This window comes from Nocardia sp. NPDC003345, assembly GCF_053589395.1.
In genome coordinates, this window is record NZ_JBSFRU010000023.1 from 1 (window position 1) to 23129 (window position 23129).

Genomic DNA, 23129 nt, shown 5'->3' on the forward strand with positions numbered 1-23129 from the left:
GGTCTACTACGTGGTGCAGCCGCAGCACCGCGGCCGTTCGTTCGCCACCCTGACCATCGTCGCGCGCCAGAAGGGCGATGTGATCGCCACCGCGCTGGTGTCCATGACGGCGATGGAGGACGGCCGCGAGAACCAGGAGATCCCCGCGGTGCCCGAGGTACCGGGCGCGGACCGGCGCGTGGAGATCGGCCTGATCCCCTGGGAGACCCGGTCTCTCACCGATCTGAACGACAAGGCCGCCGGGCCCGCCGAATACGACCTGTGGATGCGCACCCCGGAGGTCGGCCCGGAACTGGCGCCCGGCCTGGTGGCCTACGCCACCGACCTCAACGTGATCGGCACGGTGCTGCGCCCGGTCGAGGGTTTCGACCACAGCGGCAACGGCACCGAGTTCACCTCGGCGACCACCTCCCACACCCTGTGGTTCCATCGCCCCTTCCGCAGCGACGATTGGCTGCTGCTGCGGCACGAGGGTCTGGTCATGGCCCACGGACGCGCCTTCGGCCGCGGCGATGTGCTCACCGCCGACGGCACCCTGGTGGCGTCGTTCGCCCAGGAAGCCCTGCTCCGCTTCCGTCCCTGATATTCCCGGTCCCCGCACTACGGACAGAGAGCCCGATGGACCCGAAACCCCTCACCTCCCCCACCGCCCTGGACTCCGCCGCGGGTCACCGGGTGGCGCAGTGGGCGACCGGCACCATCGGCGCCCGGGCCCTGCGCGCGATCGCCACACATCCGGAACTCACCCTTGCGGGGCTGTATTCGCACAGCCCGGACAAGCACGGCCGCGACGCCGCCGAACTGTGCGGTCTGGACAGCCCGACCGGTATCCGGGCCACCGGAGATATCGGCGAGATCCTGCGTGATCCGCCGGATTGCGTGCTGTACATGCCGCAGACCCCCGATATCGACGAGATCTGCCGGATCCTGGCGGCCGGTACGAATATCGTCACCACCTGCGGCCTGTTCCACCATCCGGGCAGCATGGACCCCGAGGTCCGGGCCCGGGTGGAGGCGGCCTGCGCCAGCGGCGGCACCTCGATCCACAGCACCGGAAGCAGTCCCGGTTTCATCACCGAGGCCGTGCCGATGGTGCTGTCCTCGATCCAACGCCGCCTGGATCTGCTCACCATCGAGGAATACGCCGACCTGTCCCGGCGCGATTCACCCGCGATCCTGTTCGACATCATGGGATTCGGCAGTCCGCCGGGCGATTTCGCCCAATGGCGGCTCGACCATCTGCGCAACAGCTTCGGACCGTCGCTGCGCCTGCTCGCCGACGGTCTCGGGCTGCCACTCGACGAGGTCACCGCGACCGGCGAAGTGGCCACCGCCGGGCATACCTTCGAGATCGCGGCGGGCACCATCCCCGCGGGAACCGTGGCGGCCCAGCGCATCACGATCACCGGCGTCCGGCAGGGCCGGGACGTGGTGCGTTTCCAGGCCGTCTGGCACTGCGGCGCGGACGCCGAGACCGGCTGGGACATCCGTCCCACGGGCTGGCACATCTCGGTCGAGGGCGACGCGCCGCTGGAGATCGATATGGTGTTCCCGTTCCCGCTCGACCGGATGGCCGAGCATTCCCCCGCCTACACCGCCAACCGCGCCGTGAACGCCGTCCGCCACGTCTGCGCGGCGCCACCGGGTATCCGCACGGTGCTGGACCTGCCGCCGATCACCGCGACCCTGGGATGACCATGCACGACCACGAGGCGCTGCGCAGCCTGAAAGGGCGCTACTTCCGCACCATGGACACCAAGGACTGGAACGGATTCCGCCGGGTGTTCCACGACGATGTCGTCATCGATGTCTCCGGTTCGGGCGGGGAGGTCATCACCGGCGCCGATACCTTCCTCGCCTTCCTCACCGAGCGGATCGGTGCGGTGATCACCGTGCACCACGGTCATACGCCGGAACTCGAGGTGACCTCCGAAACCGAGGCCACCGGTATCTGGGCCATGGAGGACCGCCTCATCTGGCCGGACGGCAGCCGGCTACACGGTTTCGGCCACTACCACGAGACCTATGTGAAGACCGGCGGGCACTGGCTCATCCGCTCGTCCCGGCTGACCCGGCTGCATATGGACTTCCGGCCCGCCGACGGTTCCTGACCGGCCGATCCGGCGGTGGCCCGCCCGGTACGACACCGGGCGGGCCTTCCGCGGGCCCGCGAGCGGGCGCATAGTACGTTCACCGGCACCCCCGGTCGACGCATTTGGGTGATGTCACAATCCGCGGCCGGAAGTATCGGTACCGCAACCGAAAACGACTCATCGGAACCGTTCACCGCGTCCGACCGACCGCTCACCGCAGCACACCGCACGTCCACCGACGCCAGTAACCCGGATACTCCGTTCGGGTGTGGCGCTCGCTACCTTCTACGAGCGATGTCGTACACCTCACAGACCTCGCCGATGTTCCGCCATCACCTCGGCGGTCTCCGAGCGCCGGAATCCGGCGTCCTCGCCGATCCGGCGGCCGACCGGCCGGGCGAGTGCCCGGCACCCCGATCTCCGGCATCCGGCACGCGCTGAGCGCACTGCTCGCCGGCACCCGGTTCCGGCCTTCCCGGATTCGGACCACCGGCCCGGTCCGCGCCGCCCACCGAACGAGCCGGATTCGCGATCGCGCTCGACTGCCGGATCCCCGACACCCGAAAGTTTCACTGATGCCCCATCTATCGCGCCGGTCCCTGCTGACCGGTCTCACCGTGGGCGCCACCGCCCTCGCCGGCACTCGGCTGCCGCACGCCCGGGCGCAGGCCGCGCCGCAGGGCGGTGGCGTTGCGCTGACCCGGGAAGAGCACCGCGTCGTCGTGATCGGATCCGGGTTCGGCGGCGGTGTGAGCGCGCTGCGGCTCGCGCAGGCCGGGGTGCCGGTCACCGTGCTCGAACGGGGACTGCGCTGGCCCACCGGACCCGACTCCGAGACGTTTCCGCGCGCGTCGGCCCCGGACAAACGTCTGCTCTGGTGCCGTTCCAGCCCCAACCTGTTCGGGCGGCCGCTGCTGTTCGAGCCCTACACCGGCCTGGTCGAAGCCGTACAGGGGACCAATATGACCGCCTTGTGCGCGGCCGGTCTGGGCGGCGGATCGCTCGTCTACCAGGGTATGTCGCTACAACCCACCGAGGCGGTGTTCAACACTCATTTCCCGCAGGAACTGGACTGGGCGCTGATGGACCGGGTGCACTACCCCCGGGTGGCGAAGATGCTCGGCCTCGCCGAAGCCCCCGACGACCTGATCGCTTCCGAGAACTACCGGGTGGCGCGCCTGTTCGCCGACCGCGCCCGGGCCGCGGGCCTGCCCGTATCGAAGATTCCCATGCCGATCGACTGGGATTACGCCCTGGCCGAGCTGCGCGGTGAGATGAAACCCTCCTACACCAACGGCGACGGCGCCATGGGCGTCAACAACGGCGGCAAACACACCGTCGATGTCACCTATATCGCCGCCGCCGAGGCCACCGGGCGGGTACGGGTGGAAACCCTGCACGAGGTCACCGACGTCGAACGGGCGCCCGACGGCCGCTGGCTCGTGCATGTGCGGCGCCTGGACACCACCGGCGCCGTGCTCGAGCACAAGATCCTGACCACCACCGCCTTGATCATGGCGGCGGGCAGCCTCAACACCACCCGGCTGCTGGTCCGGGCGGCGGCCAAGGACCTGATCCGGGATCTGCCCGACGGTCTCGGCGGCGGCTGGGGCACCAACGCCGACCGGATCTACGTCTGGACCGACCCGTCCGCCGAATTCGGTGCACCCCAGGGTGGCCCGGTCGTCTACGGCAGCAAGAACTGGGACGACCCGCACGCCGCGTTCACCGTCATCCAGGCCTCGATCCCACCACTGTCGCTGGATCCGCGCAGCACCATCATGGTCGGCTACGGCGTCAGCACCGGCCGTGGCACCTTCACCTACGACCCCGCCCACGACGACGCGATCCTGCACTGGCCCGCCGACGGTGACAGCGGTATCCAGAACAACCACATCGATCCCGCCGTCCGCGGGATCGCCGGCCCCGACGGCATGCTGCTCGATACGAACACCCTGTTCCCCTCTACCTGGCATCCGCTCGGTGGCGCGAGTATGGGGCCGGTCTGCGATCTCGACGGCCGCGTCCACGGCCAGCCCGGGCTCTACGTGCTCGACGGCGCCCTGATGCCCGGTAACACCGCCGCCTGCAATCCCTCGATGACCATCGCCGCCGTCGCCGAACGCGCACTCGACAATATCGTCGCCCGCGATATCGGCAGCCTCATCTGACCCGCGACGGCCGTGCCGTCGCGAACTCGACCGGCAAATACGCACCCGTGGCCCGCCATCACCACCGATACCGACACCATCCGCCGTACCCGGCGGCAGACGACCTGAGGGGACTCGCCAGTGAGGACCAACGATTCCGGCCGGCCACACCGGCGGCCGGCGACCGCTCCCGCGGCGCTGAGCGCGGTCCTGGCCGTGGTCGCGGCGACCGTGCTCGCGGGGTCCGCGCCCGCCGGGGCACGGCCCGATGATTCCGGCTGCGCCGGAGACCGGTTCGTCGCATCGTGGACGGCGAGCCCCACCGATTCGCTGACGCCGCTGGACGCCGCCGGCACCCCCGTGCCCCTGGTGGTCGACGACCAGACCTTGCGGATGGTGGTGACGCCGCACTTCGGAGGTACACAGGTTCGCCTGCACCTGACGAACCGCTTCGGCGCGGGGCCGGTCACCTTCGACCGGGTCACCGTGGGCGAACAGACGACGGGCGCGGCCGCCGCCGGTATCCGGGCGGTCGGCTTCGACGGGCGCCGGGCGGTCACGGTACCCGCGGGCGGCGATATCGTCAGCGACCCGCTGCCGTTCGCGGTGACCGCCGCGCGACCGCTGGCCGTCAGCATTCATGTCGCCGGGACGGCCGGTCCGCCCACCAAACACTGGAATGCCAACGCGACCTCGTATTTCGCGCCCGCGGGCACCGGGGACCTCACCGAAGCGGCGGACGCGGACCGGTTCACCGAACAGACCGGATCGTGGTTCTACGTCCACGCCCTCGACGTCCTCGCGCCCGCGGGCACCCATGCCGTGGTGGCCTTCGGCGACTCCATCACCGATGGTTTCGTCGGTAGTACGCCGGTGGGGGTACCGGTCGACCGCGCGGTGGCGGATACCGACAGCCGGTACCCGGATTTCCTGCAGCGCAGGCTGGATGCCGCGGGAATTCCGGTCTCCGTCGTCAATGCCGGTATCGGTAGCAACCGGGTGGTCACCGGGGGCGAACCGCTACTGTTCGGCCCCAGCGCCGTCGCCCGATTCGAACGTGACGCCCTGAATCAGGCAGGGGTGAGCGGGGTTCTGGTGCAGGAGGGCATCAACGACCTCGGGCTGCCGCCGCCGGCGACCGCCGCCCAGGTGATAGCCGGGTACGAAAAGCTCATCGATGCCGCTCGCCGGGCCGGGAAGAAGATCTGGCTGGGAACCCTGCTGCCCGCCTCGGACGCCGTGGTCGACGGTGTCCTGCTCACTCCCGACAGCGAACGGCACCGGCAGGAGATCAACGCCTGGATCCGCGGTCAGAACCTGACCGACGGTGTCGTGGACTTCGATGCCGCGCTGCGCGATCCGGGAAACCCGTCGGTTCTGCGAGCCGACCTCTCCAGTCCCGATCGCCTCCACCCGAACCCGGCCGGCTATCGGGCCATGGCCGACGCCGTCGACCTCACCGCGATCGCCCCCGATCCACACTGCTGACGTCCGAAAACGGCACTCCCGGGAGCGGGCCGGGTCACGCCCAGGAAAGTAACATAGTTACTATGATCTGACCGTTCTCGTGCCCGGACGAGCCGAGGCTGCGATCCGGCCGCGGAGGAATTCGCGTCCCGGATTCCGCGCGAGAGCAAGCGGAGGGGGAACACGGATGGAACCGAACTCCGAGGCCCGGAGAACATCGATGCGCCGGCTCCGCCGGCAATTCGCCGGCCTGACGGCTCATACCGTCGACGGCGCGGCGATCCTGGCCGAGTTCGGGAATCCACCGGCGGACCCGAGGAACATCCGGGAAAGATTGCGCGCCGCGAGCCGCGCCGGCGCGCGGGACGCCCGGGCCCTGCGCGCGATCGCCGCTTCCGAGGGCGAGGAACTGCCCCGCCGGGCGGATCTGTACCGCCTGGCCTACCTCCTCGAATTCACCGTCGAACATATGGAGGTCACCGGCGAGTTCGCCGCCGTGCACGACATCATCGCGTTGCCCGACGAACTTCTCATCGCCGTCGAAGCGATACAGGACTGCACCCACGCCGCCCATCGATTCGTCGGAACCACCCTCGGCGACCGCCGCGCGCGGGACCGCATAGCGGTGGCGGGCCCGGCCGAGTTCGCCGCGAGCACCTCCACGGGGCCATTCCACAACACCACGGGCGCGGCGGAATACGACCTGGTCATCGAGGGACTCGGCGAAGGTATCGGCCATATCGCCCACTGCCTCGCCCAGGTCGCGAAACTGCTGCCGGCGGTCGACACGCTGGTATGACCACGACCCGGGTCGGCGGCCTCAGCGGCAGCAGTTGGGGTCCAGGACGGTGCACAGTGCGGTGAGGGCGTCCCGGCGGGCCCGGTGCAGCACGCTCATCCCGTGCCGTTCGGAGTCGATGAATCCGGCCTTGCGGAGCTGGGTGAGGTGATGGCTGACGGTCGATTCCGACAACCCGACCGCCGCGGCGAGATCACCGCCGGTGCGGCCGGTGTCGGGGTCGGCGAGCAGCAGCGAGATGAGTTTGACCCGGACCGGGTCGGCCAGCGCCTTGAGCCGCAGCGCGACGTGGAGAGCGGCCTCGTCATCGACCGGACCGGCGGCGACGGGCGCGCAGCACACGGGGGCGGTGATATCGAGAACGGGCAGCGCTTTGGGCATGCAGATCATCCTACCAGCAGATATTGACTTATGTCGAAAAGGTGGCAGACTGACCGTCGTCAGCAATTCGATATATGTCACACAGGTGGTGGTCATGATGTCCCGGATACAGCTCGCACTCGACGTCGAGGATCTGGACGCCGCGGTCGGCTTCTACTCCACCCTGTTCGGCACCACGCCGGCCAAGGTGAAACCCGGCTACGCCAATTTCGCGATCGCCGACCCTCCGTTGAAACTGGTGCTGATCGAGAATCCCGGCCGGGGCGGCAACCTCAACCACCTCGGTGTCGAGGTCGATTCATCGGCGAAGGTCCACTCCGAGATCGCCCGCCTGTCGGAGGCGGGGCTGTTCACCGAGGAGCAGATCGCGACAACGTGTTGTTTCGCCACCCAGGACAAGGTGTGGGTCACCGGCCCCGGGCAGGAGCGCTGGGAGGTCTATACCGTGCTCGCCGATTCCGAGTCCTTCGGCACCGCCGCAGGGGCCACGCCGGTCTCCGACGCCGAAGCGGCGCAGGCCTGCTGCGGCACCGGCGGCCGCGGCGAGTCCGAAACCGCGTGCTGCGCCCCGGCGGGTGACACCGCCCGATGACGGCGGCGCGGACACCGGCCCCGCGGTTGCCGATGATGGACCGGCTGCTGCCGGTCTGGATCGGGGTCGCCATGGCCGCGGGGCTGGCGCTCGGGCGGCTCGTACCCGGTTTCGGTACGGTCCTGTCGGTGATCGAGGTGGACGGGATCTCGCTGCCGATCGCGGCCGGTCTGCTGATCATGATGTATCCGGTGCTGGCCAAGGTCCGCTACGACCGCCTGGGCACCGTCACCGGCGACCGCCCGCTACTGCTCGGTTCGCTGGCCTTGAACTGGGTGATCGGACCGGCACTGATGTTCGCGCTGGCCTGGCTGCTGCTGCCGGATCTGCCCGAGTACCGCACCGGGTTGATCATCGTCGGACTCGCCCGCTGTATCGCGATGGTCGTCATCTGGAACGATCTCGCCTGCGGAGACCGCGAGGCCGCCGCGGTCCTGGTCGCGATCAATTCGGTGTTCCAGGTGGTCATGTTCGCGGCTCTGGGCTGGTTCTACCTCTCGGTCCTGCCGGGATGGCTCGGCCTGGCACAGACCACGATCGCGGCGTCCCCGGCCGATATCGCGGTATCGGTGCTGGTATTCCTGGGGATCCCGCTGGCCGCCGGATATCTCACCCGCCGGATCGGCGAGCGGCACCGGGGCCGGGACTGGTACGAGACCCGGCTGCTGCCGAAACTCGGGCCGTGGGCCCTGTACGGGCTGCTGTTCACCATCGTGGTCCTGTTCGCACTTCAGGGCGAGCAGATCATCGCCCGGCCCGTGGATGTCGCGCGGATCGCGGTACCGCTGCTGATCTACTTCGCGCTGATGTGGGGCGGCGGTATCGTCCTCGGCCTGACGCTGCGGCTCGGCTACGCCCGGACCACGACGATGGCGTTCACCGCGGCGGGCAACAATTTCGAACTGGCCATCGCCGTCACGATCGCCACCTACGGCGCGGCCTCCGGCCAAGCGCTCGCCGGTGTCGTCGGGCCTTTGATCGAAGTCCCGGTACTGCTGGCCCTGGTCTATCTGTCCCTCGCCCTGCGCCGCCGCTTCACCGCCGCGCCGCTCCGTCGAAAGGCCCCCGTTCGATGAGTCCCGTTCCGAGTGTGTTGTTCGTCTGCGTCCACAACGCCGGGCGTTCCCAGATGGCCGCCGGGTTCCTCACTCACCTCGCCGGCGACCGGGTCCACGTCCGCTCCGCCGGTACCGCGCCCGCGGCCACGGTCAACCCGGTGGCGGTCGAGGCCATGCGGGAGAGCGGAATCGATATCTCGGCCCGGAACCCGGCGGTGCTGACCGCCGCCACGGTGGAGACCTCCGATGTGGTGATCACCATGGGCTGCGGCGACACCTGCCCCTACTACCCCGGAACCCGCTATCTGGACTGGGAACTCGACGATCCCGCAGGCGCCGATATCGCGACCGTCCGCCGGATCCGCGACGATATCGAATACCGGGTGCGAGGTCTGCTCACCGAGCTCGGTATCGGACCGGCACGGTAGTCACCGACATCGGCACCCCGTGCCGGCACCGCGCCCCCGAGCGTCGAAGGCGACGACTGGTACTCATGTAGGCCGCTGAACTGCGACGATACCGAGTGCGACTCGCGAACGGCGAGGCCCGGTATTGGTCACGGCCATCGCAGCGATGGTGTGCTGCGACGGTGAAATTCTCCGTACTCGCCCAGCTCCTACCCTTCGATCGCCGCCGATTCGCTGCCGCCGCGCTGGCCCTTTCGGCGCTCTCGGTGGCCACCGCCTGTGATGCCGACCCCACCACCACCGCCGCGACCACACCGATCAGCACGACCACGCAGGCTGGGGCGACCCCGCAGTTCGCGGATCTGGAAGCGGCACACGGGGCCCGGCTGGGGGTGTTCGCGCTCGATACCGCGGACGGCCGCAGCGTCGCCTACCGGGACGGCGAGCGGTTCCCGATGGCCTCCACGTTCAAAGGGCTCGCCTGTGGCGCCCTGCTGCATGAACATCCGCTCTCGTCGGGATTCTTCGACCAGGTCATCCGGTACCCGCGCACCGACCTCGTCGCCAACTCGCCGGTGACCGAACAGCATGCCGATACCGGGATGACGGTCGCCGCCCTGTGCGAGGCCGCCATCACCGTCTCCGACAACACCGCGGGCAACCAGATCCTGAAACTCCTCGGCGGCCCCGAGGGCTTCACCGCGTTCCTGCGGACCCTCGGCGACGACACCTCGCGGCTGGACCGCTGGGAAACCGAACTCAACACCGCGATCCCCGGCGACGAACGCGATACCACCACCCCCGCGGCCCTGGTCGCCGATTATCGGGCACTCGTAGTCGGCGATACGCTCGCCGAACCCGAACGTAAACAACTGTCCTCGTGGCTCGTCGCCAGCGCGACCGGCGGCAACCGGATTCGCGCGGGGCTGCCGGGCGGTTGGACCGTCGGCAACAAGACCGGGTCCCCGGCCTATGGTTCCGCCCTCGATGTCGCCGTGGCCTGGCCGCCGGGACGGGCCCCGCTCGTGATCGCGGTGCTCACCACCAAATCCGAACAGGATGCCGCGCCGGACAACGACCTGGTGGCCGCTGCCGCCCGCGCCGCCGTCACAGCGCTCGGAGCCGGGCAGTAACGCCGAGCCCTCCGGGCGGCTCGCCGCGGGCCGGGCGCGTCAAGCCTTGCGCGCAGGACGAATGCTCCGGGGACCGATGGCCGGAAGCGGATCTAGGGTGGGCCGATGGCGACGGTCAGGCAGGTCCAGATCACCTTCGACTGCGCGGAACCCGAGCGTATCGGCCGCTTCTGGTGCGAAGTGCTGGGTTATGCCGTGCCGGTACCCGAGGGGTTTCCCACCTGGGACGATTTCGATCGGTCACGACCGCCCGCCCGTCGGGGTTCGTCCTTCGCCTGCGCCGACCCCACCGGAGTGGGCCCGCGCCTGTACTTCCAGCGCGTCCCCGAGGGCAAAGTCGCCAAGAACCGGGTACACCTCGACGTGCGGGTCGGCACCGGCCTCGTGGGCGACGAACGCCTGGCCGCCCTGGAAGCGGAATGCACGCGACTGCTCGCGCTCGGCGCGCAACGCGTGCGGTTACTGACCGCCGACGCAGTGAACGAGTCGTGCCTCGTCATGCGGGATGTCGAGGGCAACGAGTTCTGTCTCGATTGAGCGGAAGCGGGTGTGGTCGCCGGTGCGGAATCGGCTCGCACCGGCGCCGCGCCGCGATATCTCCTTCGCACGCCACTGATCCTCGGTCGACTCATGCCTACACGCCACGACCAACCATCGAATCGAACCGCCACTTCGACCGCGCCGACTTCGAGGACACTCGCTAGCGGTCGTGCGGATTCCGGGGTGCCCCCGGAACCGGCTCCGCGGCGGGCATCTCGAATTCGGTGGGGGGCGGTGCCAGGAGTTCGGCGGCGGTATAGGGATCACACTGCCCGGCCGCCACCGCATCTGCGAGGAGGTCGAGTTCGGGATGGCCGCGTAGCCGGCTGTGGGCCAGCGACAGGATCTGCGATCGGGCGCGGGCGGCGCGGCGGTCCCGAGTGTCGCTGCGATGGTGTTCGTCGATCGCGGAGACCAGCTCCGGGATGCCGGTCCCCTCGGCGGCCACCGTGGTGAGGATCGGGACATGGGATTCCGCGCGCAGTTCCCGCACCGTCTGATCGGCGCCCGGACGGTCGGCCTTGTTCACGACCAGGAGATCGGCCACCTCCAGCAGGCCCGCCTTCGCGGCCTGCACGGCGTCGCCCGCCCCGGGCGTGAGCACCACCACCGTCGGATCGGCCACCGCGGCGATCTCGATCTCCGATTGCCCGACACCCACCGATTCGACCACCACCAGGTCGTAGGACAGCGCGCCCAGCAAGCGGATCGCCGCGGGTACCGCCGCCGACAACCCACCCAGATGGCCGCGGGTGGCCATCGAACGGATCAGCACGTCCGGGTCGTCGATATGAGCGGCCATCCGGATCCGGTCACCCAGTAGCGCGCCGCCGCTGTAGGGCGAGGAGGGGTCCACGGCCAGAACCGCCACCCGCAGTCCACGCGCACGATAGGCGCCGACCACCACCGCGACGGTGGTGGATTTGCCCGCGCCCGGCGGACCGGTCAGGCCCACCACCCGGATCGTCGCGGGCGCCAGCAACTCCAGCACTTCGGCCCGGCGCGGGCCTTCGATGAGAGTGAGCAGGCGTCCCGCCGCGCGCACCGATCCGGCGCGCGCGGCGGTGATCAGGTCCGCCGGGGATCGTCCACCGTCCCCGGCGGCACCGTTCGCGTTCACGGTGCGGCGACCTCGAGTACCGTCGCCGAGCCCATACCGCCACCGGCGCACATGGCGACGATCGCGAGACCGCCGCCACGGCGGCGCAGCTCATGGATGGTCGTGACGATCATGCGGGCGCCGGTGGCCGCCACCGGATGCCCGAGCGAACAGCCGCTGCCGTTGACGTTGACCAGGGCGGGGTCCAGATCCAGGGCCCGGACGGCCGCGATCGGCACGGACGCGAACGCCTCGTTGATCTCGAACAGTTTCACCTCGCCCAGCGAGATACCGGCCTTACGCGCGGCCTTGGTGATGGCCTCGATCGGAGCCAGCCCGGTATCGGCGGGGTCCACGCCCACCGAGGCCCAGGACCGGATGGTCGCCAGCGCGGGCAATCCCAGCTCGTCACTCGCGACGGTGAGCAGCGCGGCGCCGTCGTTGGCGCCGGCGGCATTGCCCGCCGTGATCGAGAATCCCTCGATCTCGGGGTGCAGCACCTTCAGCGACGCGAGCTTTTCCAGGGTGGTGGTGCGGCGCGGGTGCTCGTCGACCGCGAACTGCCCGAAGGGGGTGTCGATCGGGACCACTTCGTCGGCGAAGCGGCCCTCGTCGATCGCGGCGATCGCGTTCTGATGCGAGCGCAGCGCCCAGGCGTCCAGATCCGCGCGCGAGATGCCCGATTTCACCGCCGCGTTCCAGCCGACCGTGATGGACATATCCAGGTTCGGCGCGTCCGGCCGGTCGGGATGGGAAGGCGAGGTCCACGGATCGGCCCATTCGTCGGGGCCCACCCGGAACCGCGATTTGGGCGCGGTGGAGTCGGCGTTGACCCCACCGGCCAGTACCAGCCGGTCCATCCCTGCCCGGATACCCGCCGCCGCGGTCTGCACCGCGGCCATACCGGCCGCGCAGTGCCGGTTGTGCGCCAGCCCCGGCACACCGGTGAGCCCCGCGGTGACGGCCGCGTGCCGCGCGATCACACCACCGCCGTACCGGCCCTCGCCCAGGATCAGGTCATCGATGGGGGCATCGGTTTCCAGCTGTTTGGTGGTCGATTCGACCACGTGGTGAGCAAGGTCGAATGCGGTGGTCTCGCGCAGGGTGCCCTTCACGGCGGTGCCGATCGGGGTGCGCAGCGCGGATACGATCACGGCTTCAGGCATCAGTTCACTCCAGTTTCCGCCACGTCGACGATCTTGCCTATATACATGAGAATAGTATTCTCTCAATCTGAGAGCGAGAATCGCAAGAGAGGGTAGCGCTATGCAGATCGAAGGTAGTTCGGCGATCGTCGTCGGCGGCACGGGCGGGCTGGGCGAGGCGACCGTCCGCCGGCTGCACGCCGCGGGCGCGAAGGTCGTGGTGGCCGATGTGGCCGACGACAAGGGCAAGGAACTGTCCGACGAACTCGGTATCCGCTATGTGCACACCGACGCGACCAGCGAGGAATCGGTCCGGGCCGCCATCGAGGAAGCGAAATCACTCGGGCCGCTGCGTATCTCGGTCGACACCCACGGTGGGCCGGCGGCCGGCGGCCGGCTGGTGGGCAAGGACGGCTCCCCGCTGCCGCTCGACGGGTTCCGCACCACCATCGAGTTCTATCTGGTCGCGGTTTTCAATGTGATGCGACTGTCGGCCGCGGCGATCGCGGAATCCGAGCCCACCGAGGAGGGGTCGCGCGGGGTCATCGTCAACACCGCGTCGGTGGCCGGTTACGAGGGCCAGATCGGCCAGCTCCCCTATTCCGCGGCCAAGGGCGGCGTGATCGGCATGACCCTCGTCGCGGCCCGCGACCTGTCCCCGCTCGGCATCCGCGTGGTGACCATCGCGCCCGGCACCTTCAACACCCCGGCCTACGGCAAGGCCGCCGACCAGCTCGAACAGTACTGGTCCCCGCAGATTCCGTTCCCCAAGCGGATGGGCCGCTCCCCGGAGTACGGCCAGCTGGTGCAGTCGATCGTGGAGAACGACTACCTCAACGGCGAGGTCATCCGTCTCGACGGCGCCCTGCGGTTCCCGCCGAAGTAACCCAGCGGGCGTAAGACGAGCGAGCAGGGCCGGTCCGGCGCGCGGGCGGGCCGAACGGAGCTTCACCGCGTCATGCCGATCCGGCGACGCCCCGACGAGCCGGCTCGGGAACATCCGGGCGGCGTTGCGCCCCCTCGATATCCCGAGGGGCCTCGGCGGGGCTCGGCGCACCCTTCCGCAACGCGCCGAGGTCCGCCCGGTGCCGCAGACGATGCAGTTCCCACAGCGATACCGCGACGACCGCCACGGCACCCAGCAGCAGAACCGCCAGCGGGTAGACGGTACGCAGCACCTCCCGGCGACCGTACGTTTCGACGATATCCAGCCAGAGCGGCAGCCTCCAGGCACCGAGCGCCGCCAGTAAGACCAGTGCGGCCGCGCCGAATACCGCACGCAGGTAGGCGAACCGGCGATACGCCAGCGCTACGTGATAGTCCGCCCACAGCGCGTTGGGCGAGGTGTCGAGATGGGTCGTATCCCCTTCGAGCTGCCGGATCTGCGCCAGCGCGTAGGCCACCGACCGATCCAGGGAGTCCCGCCCTTCCAGCCCCTCGGGCCAGTGCGCCCGGACCTGCACGAGCGCGTCGAGACGTTCGTACGGGGCGCGGCGGGCACGCCCGGTCGCGTACCGGCCGCCGGTCCACGCGGCGAGCACGATCGCCAGCGGGGCGGCGACGGTCAGGACGTCCCGCCACCAGGAACCGGACGGAACCGGGTCGGCTGCTATGGCGAACCAGTCGGACACGAACCGATTTTCGCACTCCCACCCTCCGGCCGTAGCCGGTTCGGCAAACCCGAATAAACCATGCTGGATAGCCAGGTTTACGCTTTTCGCTCCCGGCCGGCAACTTCCGGGCATCGGGTCAGGGTAGGACGGGACGGGACGGGCTTCGCACGCCTTGCGATATCCGCCGTGCGCACCTTCGCCGGGAGCCAGGTCACCGGCATGCCCGCGGTGCGGGCTTGTTCGTCGGCTCGTTCTGCCACAGGAGAACCGGACATCACCCCCACGATCGGCGATATCGGCGGAGATGGCTCGAACCGGGAACGATAAGTTATTACTCATTCTATCGATTCCAGTCCTAGAAGCTGGCCATATAGGTGATTATGTAACCGCAGATACTCGCCTCATATGGTCGAACGACCAGGCAGCGGGCGAGCACGCCGATGGTTGGAGGGACCCGCACATGAGCACCGCGCTCCCCGCGCTCGATCGACAGCACGCCGAAATCGTGCGCGCCACCCTGCCCCTGATCGGGGCCCATATCGACGAGATCACCGAGGTGTTCTACCGCGGCCTCTTCGACCGGCACCCCGCACTGGGACGCGACCTGTTCAACCGCGCCGATCAGGCCGCCGGATCCCAGCCGCGCGCCTTGGCCGCGTCGATCGCGCACTTCGCGTCGCGCCTGGTGGATCCCGCGGCGCCGCAGCCGGATTCGATACTGGCCCGGATCGGCCACAAACACGCCTCACTCGGGGTCACCGCCGAGCAGTACGAGGTGGTCCACGAGCATCTGTTCGCCGCGATCGTCGCCGTGCTGGGCGCCGATGTCGTCACCGAACCCGTCGCCGCCGCATGGGACCGGGTCTACTGGCTGATGGCCGGCGCGCTCATCGAGCGGGAGAACGAGCTCTACGCGGCCGCCGGCACCGCTCCCGGAGACGTCCTCCGGGACGCGGTCGTGGTGGACCGGCACGAGGACCCCTCCGGCGTCGCGGTATTCACGGTCGAATCCGCCGACCCGTCCCGGCCGCTCCCGGGATTCGCGCCGGGGCAATACATCTCGGTGGCCGGGCATCTGCCCGACGGCGCGCGTCAGCTGCGGCAATACAGCCTGGTGGGCCCGTCCGGGGGCGGACGCCTCACGTTCGCGGTCAAACGCGTGAACGGCGAGCCGGGGCTTCCGGCGGGTGAGGTGTCGACCTGGTTGCACGATCGGATCCGGGCCGGCGACGCGCTCACCGTCACCCTGCCCTTCGGCGATATCACGGTCGATCCCGCCGCCACGACGCCGCTGGCCCTGCTCTCTGCCGGTATCGGGATCGCGCCCATGATCGGCATCCTCGAACAGCTGGCCGTCGACTCCCCGCGCCGGCCGGTACTGCTGGCCCATGCGGACCGTTCACCGGATACCGTCCCGCTGCGCACCCGGCTGCTCGGGCTGGTCCCGCGCCTCCCCGCCCTGACCCTGGAGTTCCACTACAGCGAACAAGGCGGGAACACCCATTTCGGGGTCGATCCCGGTGCCCTGAACCTGCCCGCGGATGCCGAGTTCCTGCTGTGCGGTCCGGCCGGATTCCTCGTTTCGGTGCGCGGGGCGCTGCTGGAGCACGGTATCCCGGAGGCCCGGATCCGCACCGAGCAGTTCACTCCCACCGACTGGCGCGACGGCACGGCCTGAGCGCGCGCCGCCGCGCCCGCGGCCTACTTCTTACCGGAGGTGAGCCGGGTGATGGTCGCCCGGAAATCGTCGGTCTGGAACGATTGGTATTCGGCCGTGAGGGCGTAATCGAGGCTGGTGAGAACAGCTTTCTCGAGCTGCATGTTCAGCACCCGCTTGGTGGCCTCCACGGCTTGGCGGGGCATTTCGGCGATCCTTTTGGCACAGGCCAGCGCCTCGGCCAGCGGATCGGCGACCACATGGTTGGCCAGGCCCATCTCACGGGCGCGTTCGGCGGAGATTCGCGCGCCGGTGAGCGCGTATTCCTTGGCCAGCAGCAGGCTGGTGTGCAGCGGCCAGGTCAGCGGACCGCCGTCGGCGGCCACCAGGCCGACCTGGACGTGCGGGTCGGCGAGGTAGGCGTGCTCGGCGATATAGACGATATCGCTGAGCGAGACGAGGCTGCAGCCCAGACCGACGGCCGGACCGTTGACCGCCGTCACCACCGGCACCCGGCAGCGGGCCATCCCGAGCACGATATCGCGCCCGTGCGCGATGGTCTTCTCCCGCAGCGCCGTATCCCGTCCCAGCTCTTCGAGATAGGTGAAATCACCACCGGCCGAGAACGCCTTACCGGCGCCGGTGAGCACCACCGCCCGCACCTCGGGATCCTCCGACAGCCGCGGCCACAGCCGCGCCAGCCCCGAGTGCAGCGCGTCGTCGACCGCGTTGAGGGCATCGGGCCGGTTCAGCGTCACGATGCGCAGCACGCCTTCGGCCCGGACGTCGATTTCCGCGGGCATATCGTACATTTCAGACTCCCAATCCGAGGATCCGCGAGGCGATGATGTTCTTCTGGATCTGCGAGGTCCCGCCCATCACGCTCTGGGCGCGGCTGTAGAGGTAGGCGCCGAACATCTCGGCGTCGGCGGTACCCGCGACGGTGAGCGCGGCATGCCCGACCGATTGGTCCACCCAGGTCATGAGCAGTTTGTCCAGCGACCCCTGCGGCCCGTGGACCACGCCGTCGAGTTGTTCGGACAGCCGCCGCCGCACATGCAGGCGCAACATCTCCGACTGCACGGCGGCCCAGGCGAGATCGTCGGGCAGCGGCCCGTCGACCCGGGCGGCGAGCTGGCGCACGAGTTTGCCGTATCGGGCGGCGTAGCCGAGGGTCGAGGGTTCACGTTCGTGCCCGACCACGGTCATCGCCAGTTTCCAGCCCTCGCCGGGCGCGCCCACCATCTGATCGGCGGGTACCCGCGCCCCGTCGAAGAGCACCTGCCCGAATTCGGTGGTCACCCCGCTCATCATCTCCAGCGGGCGCTGCTCGACGCCGGGCTGTTTCATCGACAGGACGAACGCCGAGATCCCCTTGTGCCGCGGCGCGTCCGGGTCGGTGCGGGCCAGTAGCAGGCACCAGTCCGCCACATCCGAGTAGCTGGTCCAGATCTTGTGCCCGTGGATGACGTAGTCGTCGCCGTCGCGGGTGGCGGTGGTGGTGAGCGAGGCGAGATCGGAACCGGCGCCGGGTTCGCTGAAACCCTGGCACCAGCGCTGGCTGCCGTCGATCATTCCGGGCAGGAAGCGGCGGCACAGGTCGGGGCTCGCGTGATGGCCCAGGCCCTGGATCAGATAGCCGAGGCTCGGCCGGGGCGGGGCGCCCGCGATGGCGAGTTCCTCGTCCAGGATCACATCGAAGACGGGCGCCAGATTCTGGCCGCCGTACTCCTCTGGCCACGACAGCCCGAAGAATCCGGCCCGGTACAGCTCGGCATGCCATTCGCCCTGCCGGGCCCAGTATTCGTCACCGGAGGTGGGGTACTTGCCGGCGGTATCGGTGAGCCAGCCGCGCAACCTTTCCCGGAACGCGGCTTCCTCCGGCGAATCACGAAAGTCCAAGGCCGGCCTCCTGTAGTCGGACGGGAAACAGTTCGGTGGAAACGAGCGCGCGCCGCAGGTATACGTGGGCCAGGCATTCCCAGGTGTTGCCGATACCGCCGTGCACCTGGATCGCGGTCTCACAGACGGTGCGGGTGGCACGGGCGGCGTAGATCTTGGCGATCCGCGCGGCCCGCGCCGCCTCGGCGGGGTCGAGTTCGTCGACCGCCCACGCCGCGTGCCAGAGCACACTGATCGAACCTTCGATCAGTGCCTCGCTCTCGGCCAGCAGATGTGCCACGGCCTGATAGGAGCCGATCGTCTTGCCGTACTGGGCGCGCATTTTCGCGTATTCGACCGCGAGTCGCTGCGCGCCCCGGGCGGTGCCGACCAGATCGGCGCAGGTCGCGGTCAACGCGAGGGCGTACCAGCGGTCGCGATGCCGGTCGGAGATATCGCCCCGCGACTCCCAGGGCCCTTCCGCGACGGCCGCGGCCCGGGTGAGGTCGGCGCCGGACGCGGGCCCGGCGACCCGACCGGCCAGCAGCGTACTGCCGTCGAGGCGCAGCACCCGGTCGCAACCGGCCGCGTCGATGGCGGTGCCGTCCACCGAGACCGTCCACAACGCCGTATCACCGTCGGCACGCCCGTGCAGGTCGTCGGCGAGGATCGGGCCCAGAAACGGAACGTCCACGAGGCCGCGGCCGAATTCCTCGGCCACCAGCGCGACCTCGACGCCGGAGGCGCCGTCGGAGCGCAGTTCGCGGAACCCGGTACCGGATACCGCCTTCTCCAGCCGGGCGCGGCGGGTGGCGTCGGCCAGGTCCAGGACCGAACCCGGCCCGAGTTCATCGGCCAATTCGGCCGCCGCGTCCCGGAGTTGGCGTTGTTCACTCGTCAGCCGGACGTCCATAACGCTCCTTCAGCACTCGCCGCAGCACCTTGCCCGAGGGCAGGCGGGGGATCTCGTCCACGAACAGCACCCGGTGCAGGCGCTTGTAACCGGCCAGCCGCTCCCCCACCAAAGCGGTCAACTCCTCGGCGGTAACCGGCGCCGCGGTCGCGACGGCGGCCACGATGGCCTCGCCGTTGGCGCCGTCGGGCACCCCGAACACCGCGCAGTCCGCTACCGCGTCGTGCCCGTGCAGGACGGCCTCGATCTCCGCGGGCGCCACCTGGAAGCCGCGGACCTTGATCATTTCCTTGGACCGGTCGGTGAGCCGGATCCAGCCGTCGCCGTCGACATTCCCCACATCGCCGGTGCGGTACCAGCCGTCGTCGAGCGCGCCCGCCGTCGCCGAATCGGGCAGGTATCCGGCCATCAGCGAATCCGCTCGCAGCTGGATCTCCCCGTCTTCGCCGGGCGCCACCGGTTTCCCGTCGTCGAGCGACACCACCCGGACCCGCACGCCCGGCACGGCCTTGCCGACGCTGTCGAGCCGCGGGCCGTCGATCGGATTACAGGCGATCACCGGCAGTTCGCTCGCCCCGTAGGCCGGCAACCAGGTGACACCCGTGCGCCGGGTGACCGTCTCGGCCACGCTGGGCGTCACCGGCGTCGCGCCCCACATGATGTAGCGCAGCGAGGACAGATCGTAGGACTCGAGACCGGGGTGCTGTGCGATGGCCAGCGCGATCGGCGCCACCGCCATCTCCACCGTGATCTTGTCGGTTTCGATGGTGCGCAGTACCCGTTCGAGGTCGAACCGGCGGTGCAGGCGCAGCCAGGACCCGCATTCCAGGGCGGTGACGATATTGAGAATGCCCAGGATGTGCGAGGGCGGCGTGGCCACCTGGATCCGGTCGCCGGGGCCCAGCCCGAGCGCTTCACGCCAGTGCACCACCGCGACCGCGAAGGACGCGTGGGTGTGGCGGACCGCTTTGGGCAATCCGGTGGTGCCCGAACTGAAGACGAGAACCGCGTCGCTGCCGGGGTCGGGCGGATCGAAGGTCCGGGTGGTGGCGGGTACCGGCTCGTCCAGGGACAGCATGTCCATGAGCTCACCCAGCACCGGATGATCGCCGAGCGCGTGTTCGGCGCCGGTGATCTCGAGCGCGTGGGCGACCTCGGCGCTCTTCCACGCCGGGCTCAGCAGCACCACCGCCGCGCCCAGCCGCCAGACGGCCAGCACCGCGGTCACGAATTCCGGCCGGTTGGACGACATCAGCGCCACCCGCTGTCCCGGCCGGACCCCTCGGCCGGCCAGCAGTTCGGCCAGACCGTCCGCCGTCGCGTCCAGTTCGGCGCGGGTGTACTCGCGGTCCTCGAAGGCGAGCACTGTGGGACCGGTCATCCGAGTCCCCCCATCCGGTAGCACTTCATCGCTGTTCCTATCCGAATTTGAGAATACTATTCTCGCTTGGATAGAATCTTAATACCAGAAGGAGGCGACCATGGCGAGACCACCGTTGTTCCGGCGCGCGAAGGTGATCCGGATCGTCAAGGAGACACCGGACACCCGCACCTTCGTGCTGGAACCGGAGGACGGGCCGTTCTCCTACCAGGCCGGGCAGTTCTGCACGTTCAAGTTCACCGTCGACGGCAAACCGTTCTTCCGGTCGTACTCGATGTCGAGCGCGCCCGAGACCGATACCGAGTTCATGACCACCGTCAAACGGGTTCCCGGCGGCACGGTGTCGAACTGGATGCACGACAACCTCAGCGAAGGCGACGAGGTCGAACTGACGGTGCCCACCGGACGGTTCTGCCTGCGCGAGGCCGAGGTCCCCCTGCTCGGCTTCTCCGGCGGCAGCGGTATCACCCCGATCATCTCGCTGGCCAAGAGCACCCTGGCCACCACCGGCCGCAGCGTCCGGCTGCTCTGTGCCGACCGCGACCGACCCTCCGCGATCTTCGAGGCCGCCCTCGACGAACTCGTCGCGAAGTATCCGGGCCGCTTGACGGTGCTCCGGCACCGCGACGACGAACACGGTTACGTCGACGCCGCCAAGGTACTCGAGTTCGTCGGCGCCGATACCGCCGGCGACGCCTACATCTGCGGGCCGGAACCGTTCATGGAACTGGTGGAGAACGCACTACCGGGACCGGGCCGGATCTTCTCGGAGCGCTTCGGCGCCGCCACACCCGCCAAACCCGCCGACACCGCCCCGGCCCCCGCCCACACCGCGGAGCGGCAGGGCGCACCCGCCGGCACCGTCACCCCGGCCGACGCACCGGCGGCCGCGGCCGCCACCGCCGAAGAAGAAGGCACCATCACGATCTTCCTGAACCGCAAGAAGAAATCGGTGCCCCGGCGCGACGGCGAAACCCTGCTCGAGAGCGCCCGCCGAGCCGGGCTGACCCCGCCGTTCTCCTGCGAATCCGGTAACTGCGCCACCTGCATGGCCAAACTCACCGACGGCAAGGCCACCATGCGCATCAACGACGCGCTCACCGACGACGACCTCGACGAGGGCTACATCCTCACCTGCCAGGCCGTCCCCGACACCCCCTCGGTGACCGTCCGCTACGAATAGGCCCTCGCCCCGTTCCCCATCGACGTCGGCTGGCCGGAGTCGGCCTTCTGACGCCGATCAGCCGGCGGCCTGGGCCTTGCCCCACAACACGAGCGCCCAGCCCAGGCACGCGAACGCCACGGTGCTCGTCACGGTGCGGACGATATTCCAGGCCACCCACCGGGCCTCCTGGAAATCGGCCCGCACCGCCGCGGGGTCGGCCATCTCGGCCGGCGCTCCGGCGGCCTTCAGCGCGTCGTTGAGCGGCAGGTGCACGGCGACAGTTATCACGACCGCCGCCAGATAGAGCACCGCGGCGGCCGCGGTCCAGGCGAGCACGGAGCCGCGACCGCCCCCGATCTGCAGCACCGCCGCGAGCACCGAGAGCACCAGCGCGCCCATGAAGGTCAGCAGGAACAGCGGATTCACGATGGCGCGGTCGATGGCCTGGAAGGAACCGATGAATGTCCGGTCGTCGGTGGTCCGCAGGCCGGGCATGATCGCCAGCGCGTAGATCCCGAAGACTCCGGCCATCAGGCCGGTCGCCAGGGTCGCCGCGAGCAGCGTGACCGAGCGGAGTCCGTCGAGCATGACAATCACCTCGTCCGAATAGATCCCGAATGCCTCGAACGAGGCGTCCACTCGCTACGCGATCCGCGACCGAGCAGAGTCACCGTACCGGCGGCCCGAAACCACCACCAGCCCTGGGACGACTCGGTGGTCCACACCTGGACGTGCTCACTCCCGGCCGTCCAGAACTTCGCGCAACCGGCGCGCGAATTCCTCCGGCTGACCCGCGTATCCGAATTCTCCGTCGGCGAAGCCACCATGATGACTCGGGAACACGGCCGCCTGTCCACCCAGCAACTCCGCCGTCGCCACCGCGGTGCGCCCGGTGAACGCGTCCCCCGTCTCGATTCCCACGGCGATGACGACCCGAGTACCCGCCGCGGCCAGCGCGGCGGGGTCGGGGCGGTAGCTGCTGACCGCCCAGGATCGGTCCGAGAGCAGCGGGTCGTCCCGGGAGCCGTCGTCCTCGGCGGGCATCCCGAACACGGCCGGGTCGGGGGCGGGCTGCGCGAAGTACTCGTCGGTGAACTCGCCCTGCCACGAGGTCATGGCGATGAAGGCCGCCATCCCGGTGCCGAACCCTTTCGCCTGGTAGGCGTCCGTCACCGCCGCGCGGGCCCGTTCGGCGGCCGCCGCGTCGGGCAGTACCGGGATCAGGGGCGGTTCATGCGCCACCAGGGTGACCACATCATCGGGGTAGGCCACCACGAGCGCGAGCGCGGTCACCGCGCCGCCGCTGCTCGCGAACATCTCCACCGGTCCGGCCCCGAGCACGTCGATGATGGCGTGCACGTCCCCCGCCTGAATCTCGGGTGTCTGATCGACGCGGCCGTCCTTACGGACGCTGCGCCCGATACCTCGCGGGTCGTAGGTGACGACCGTGCGGTCCGGAAACTGCGCGGCGAGGGCACGGAAACCGGCGGCCTCCATCGGCTGCCCGATCATGAACAGCGGCGGCTTCCCTCCGGCCGTGGGCAGCGGTCCGTGCACGTCGTAGACGAGATCGGCACCGGCGGCTTCGAGCGTATGTGTCGACATACCGGTACAGACGCCTTCCACACCGAGAATTCATCGCACCCCGCCGCGGG

At 69.5% G+C, this 23129-nt stretch carries 24 protein-coding genes; 14 read left to right on the forward strand and 10 right to left on the reverse strand.

Annotated elements, in window-relative coordinates; all coding sequences use genetic code 11:
* The 6 genes from ACWDU1_RS04965 to ACWDU1_RS04990 form a co-directional block, all read left to right on the forward strand.
* A partial coding sequence (locus tag ACWDU1_RS04965) for an acyl-CoA thioesterase (RefSeq protein WP_449995964.1) occupies positions 1-583 on the forward strand: 583 nt, incomplete at its 5' end.
* Between the two features lie 35 nt (positions 584-618).
* Positions 619-1695, forward strand: coding sequence for an NAD(P)H-dependent amine dehydrogenase family protein (locus tag ACWDU1_RS04970; protein WP_449995965.1), 1077 nt, complete (start codon positions 619-621; stop codon positions 1693-1695).
* Positions 1692-2111, forward strand: coding sequence for a nuclear transport factor 2 family protein (locus ACWDU1_RS04975; protein ID WP_449995966.1), 420 nt, complete (start codon positions 1692-1694; stop codon positions 2109-2111). The genes ACWDU1_RS04970 and ACWDU1_RS04975 overlap by 4 nt, the downstream gene beginning before the upstream one ends.
* A 557-nt stretch (positions 2112-2668) precedes the next feature.
* A complete protein-coding gene (locus tag ACWDU1_RS04980; RefSeq protein ID WP_449995967.1) occupies positions 2669-4264 on the forward strand; it encodes a GMC oxidoreductase in 1596 nt (531 codons plus the stop codon).
* Positions 4265-4384: 120 nt separating this feature from the next.
* Positions 4385-5731 carry a GDSL-type esterase/lipase family protein gene (locus ACWDU1_RS04985; protein WP_449995968.1) on the forward strand — a complete coding sequence of 449 codons (1347 nt, stop codon included), beginning with the start codon at positions 4385-4387 and terminating at the stop codon, positions 5729-5731.
* 166 nt (positions 5732-5897) lie between these two features.
* Entirely contained in the window at positions 5898-6509 is a 612-nt protein-coding gene (locus ACWDU1_RS04990; protein WP_449995969.1) for a hypothetical protein, read from the forward strand.
* Between the two features lie 21 nt (positions 6510-6530).
* Here the strand turns inward: ACWDU1_RS04990 and ACWDU1_RS04995 are convergent, their stop codons facing one another.
* Positions 6531-6890, reverse strand: coding sequence for an Rv2640c family ArsR-like transcriptional regulator (locus ACWDU1_RS04995; RefSeq protein ID WP_449995970.1), 360 nt, complete (start codon positions 6888-6890; stop codon positions 6531-6533).
* A 97-nt stretch (positions 6891-6987) separates the two neighbouring features.
* Here ACWDU1_RS04995 and ACWDU1_RS05000 point away from each other — a divergent pair, with 97 nt between their 5' ends.
* From ACWDU1_RS05000 to ACWDU1_RS05020, 5 genes are all read left to right on the forward strand, one after another.
* Positions 6988-7482: an ArsI/CadI family heavy metal resistance metalloenzyme gene (locus ACWDU1_RS05000; protein WP_449995998.1), complete on the forward strand. Its 495-nt coding sequence runs from the start codon at positions 6988-6990 to the stop codon at positions 7480-7482.
* On the forward strand, positions 7479-8558 hold the full coding sequence (gene arsB, locus ACWDU1_RS05005; RefSeq protein WP_449995971.1) for an ACR3 family arsenite efflux transporter: 1080 nt from the start codon (positions 7479-7481) through the stop codon (positions 8556-8558). The genes ACWDU1_RS05000 and arsB overlap by 4 nt, the downstream gene beginning before the upstream one ends.
* Positions 8555-8968, forward strand: coding sequence for an arsenate reductase ArsC (locus ACWDU1_RS05010; protein ID WP_449995972.1), 414 nt, complete (start codon positions 8555-8557; stop codon positions 8966-8968). The genes arsB and ACWDU1_RS05010 overlap by 4 nt, the downstream gene beginning before the upstream one ends.
* Before the next feature lie 161 nt (positions 8969-9129).
* Positions 9130-10080, forward strand: coding sequence for a class A beta-lactamase (gene bla / locus ACWDU1_RS05015; protein ID WP_449995973.1), 951 nt, complete (start codon positions 9130-9132; stop codon positions 10078-10080).
* A 105-nt stretch (positions 10081-10185) separates the two neighbouring features.
* A complete protein-coding gene (locus ACWDU1_RS05020) occupies positions 10186-10617 on the forward strand; it encodes a VOC family protein (RefSeq protein ID WP_449995974.1) in 432 nt (143 codons plus the stop codon).
* 163 nt (positions 10618-10780) lie between these two features.
* Here the strand turns inward: ACWDU1_RS05020 and meaB are convergent, their stop codons facing one another.
* Both meaB and ACWDU1_RS05030 read right to left on the reverse strand, forming a co-directional pair.
* Positions 10781-11740: a methylmalonyl Co-A mutase-associated GTPase MeaB gene (gene meaB / locus ACWDU1_RS05025; RefSeq protein ID WP_449995975.1), complete on the reverse strand. Its 960-nt coding sequence runs from the start codon at positions 11738-11740 to the stop codon at positions 10781-10783.
* Positions 11737-12885, reverse strand: a complete 1149-nt coding sequence (locus ACWDU1_RS05030) for a thiolase family protein (protein WP_449995976.1) — start codon at positions 12883-12885, stop codon at positions 11737-11739. The genes meaB and ACWDU1_RS05030 overlap by 4 nt, the downstream gene beginning before the upstream one ends.
* 100 nt (positions 12886-12985) lie before the next feature.
* Between ACWDU1_RS05030 and ACWDU1_RS05035 the strand changes: the two genes are divergently transcribed.
* Positions 12986-13750: an SDR family NAD(P)-dependent oxidoreductase gene (locus ACWDU1_RS05035; protein ID WP_449995977.1), complete on the forward strand. Its 765-nt coding sequence runs from the start codon at positions 12986-12988 to the stop codon at positions 13748-13750.
* A gap of 70 nt (positions 13751-13820) precedes the next feature.
* Here the strand turns inward: ACWDU1_RS05035 and ACWDU1_RS05040 are convergent, their stop codons facing one another.
* Positions 13821-14495 (reverse strand): hypothetical protein, encoded by a 675-nt coding sequence (locus tag ACWDU1_RS05040; RefSeq protein WP_449995978.1) that lies wholly within the window; start codon positions 14493-14495, stop codon positions 13821-13823.
* A 442-nt stretch (positions 14496-14937) separates the two neighbouring features.
* Between ACWDU1_RS05040 and ACWDU1_RS05045 the strand changes: the two genes are divergently transcribed.
* Entirely contained in the window at positions 14938-16155 is a 1218-nt protein-coding gene (locus ACWDU1_RS05045; RefSeq protein WP_449995979.1) for a globin domain-containing protein, read from the forward strand.
* A gap of 23 nt (positions 16156-16178) precedes the next feature.
* On the opposite strand, the gene ACWDU1_RS05050 is transcribed toward ACWDU1_RS05045, so the two are convergent.
* From ACWDU1_RS05050 to ACWDU1_RS05065, 4 genes are read right to left on the reverse strand one after another with little or no spacing between them, the layout of a single operon-like run.
* Entirely contained in the window at positions 16179-16946 is a 768-nt protein-coding gene (locus tag ACWDU1_RS05050; RefSeq protein WP_449995980.1) for an enoyl-CoA hydratase/isomerase family protein, read from the reverse strand.
* A 1-nt stretch (position 16947) separates the two neighbouring features.
* A complete protein-coding gene (locus ACWDU1_RS05055) occupies positions 16948-18036 on the reverse strand; it encodes an acyl-CoA dehydrogenase family protein (RefSeq protein ID WP_449995981.1) in 1089 nt (362 codons plus the stop codon).
* Positions 18023-18928, reverse strand: coding sequence for an acyl-CoA dehydrogenase family protein (locus ACWDU1_RS05060; protein WP_449995982.1), 906 nt, complete (start codon positions 18926-18928; stop codon positions 18023-18025). Before ACWDU1_RS05060 ends, ACWDU1_RS05055 begins: the two co-directional genes overlap by 14 nt.
* The gene (locus ACWDU1_RS05065; protein ID WP_449995983.1) at positions 18906-20309 is read right to left on the reverse strand and encodes a class I adenylate-forming enzyme family protein; all 1404 of its coding nucleotides are present in this window, start codon (positions 20307-20309) and stop codon (positions 18906-18908) included. The genes ACWDU1_RS05060 and ACWDU1_RS05065 overlap by 23 nt, the downstream gene beginning before the upstream one ends.
* Before the next feature lie 100 nt (positions 20310-20409).
* On the opposite strand from ACWDU1_RS05065, the gene ACWDU1_RS05070 reads away from it, so the two are divergent.
* The gene (locus ACWDU1_RS05070; protein ID WP_449995984.1) at positions 20410-21492 is read left to right on the forward strand and encodes a 2Fe-2S iron-sulfur cluster-binding protein; all 1083 of its coding nucleotides are present in this window, start codon (positions 20410-20412) and stop codon (positions 21490-21492) included.
* A gap of 57 nt (positions 21493-21549) precedes the next feature.
* On the opposite strand, the gene ACWDU1_RS05075 is transcribed toward ACWDU1_RS05070, so the two are convergent.
* Positions 21550-22062 carry an anthrone oxygenase family protein gene (locus ACWDU1_RS05075; RefSeq protein WP_449995985.1) on the reverse strand — a complete coding sequence of 171 codons (513 nt, stop codon included), beginning with the start codon at positions 22060-22062 and terminating at the stop codon, positions 21550-21552.
* A 147-nt stretch (positions 22063-22209) separates the two neighbouring features.
* The gene (locus ACWDU1_RS05080; protein WP_449995986.1) at positions 22210-23079 is read right to left on the reverse strand and encodes an alpha/beta fold hydrolase; all 870 of its coding nucleotides are present in this window, start codon (positions 23077-23079) and stop codon (positions 22210-22212) included.
* Positions 23080-23129: the final 50 nt, after the last annotated feature.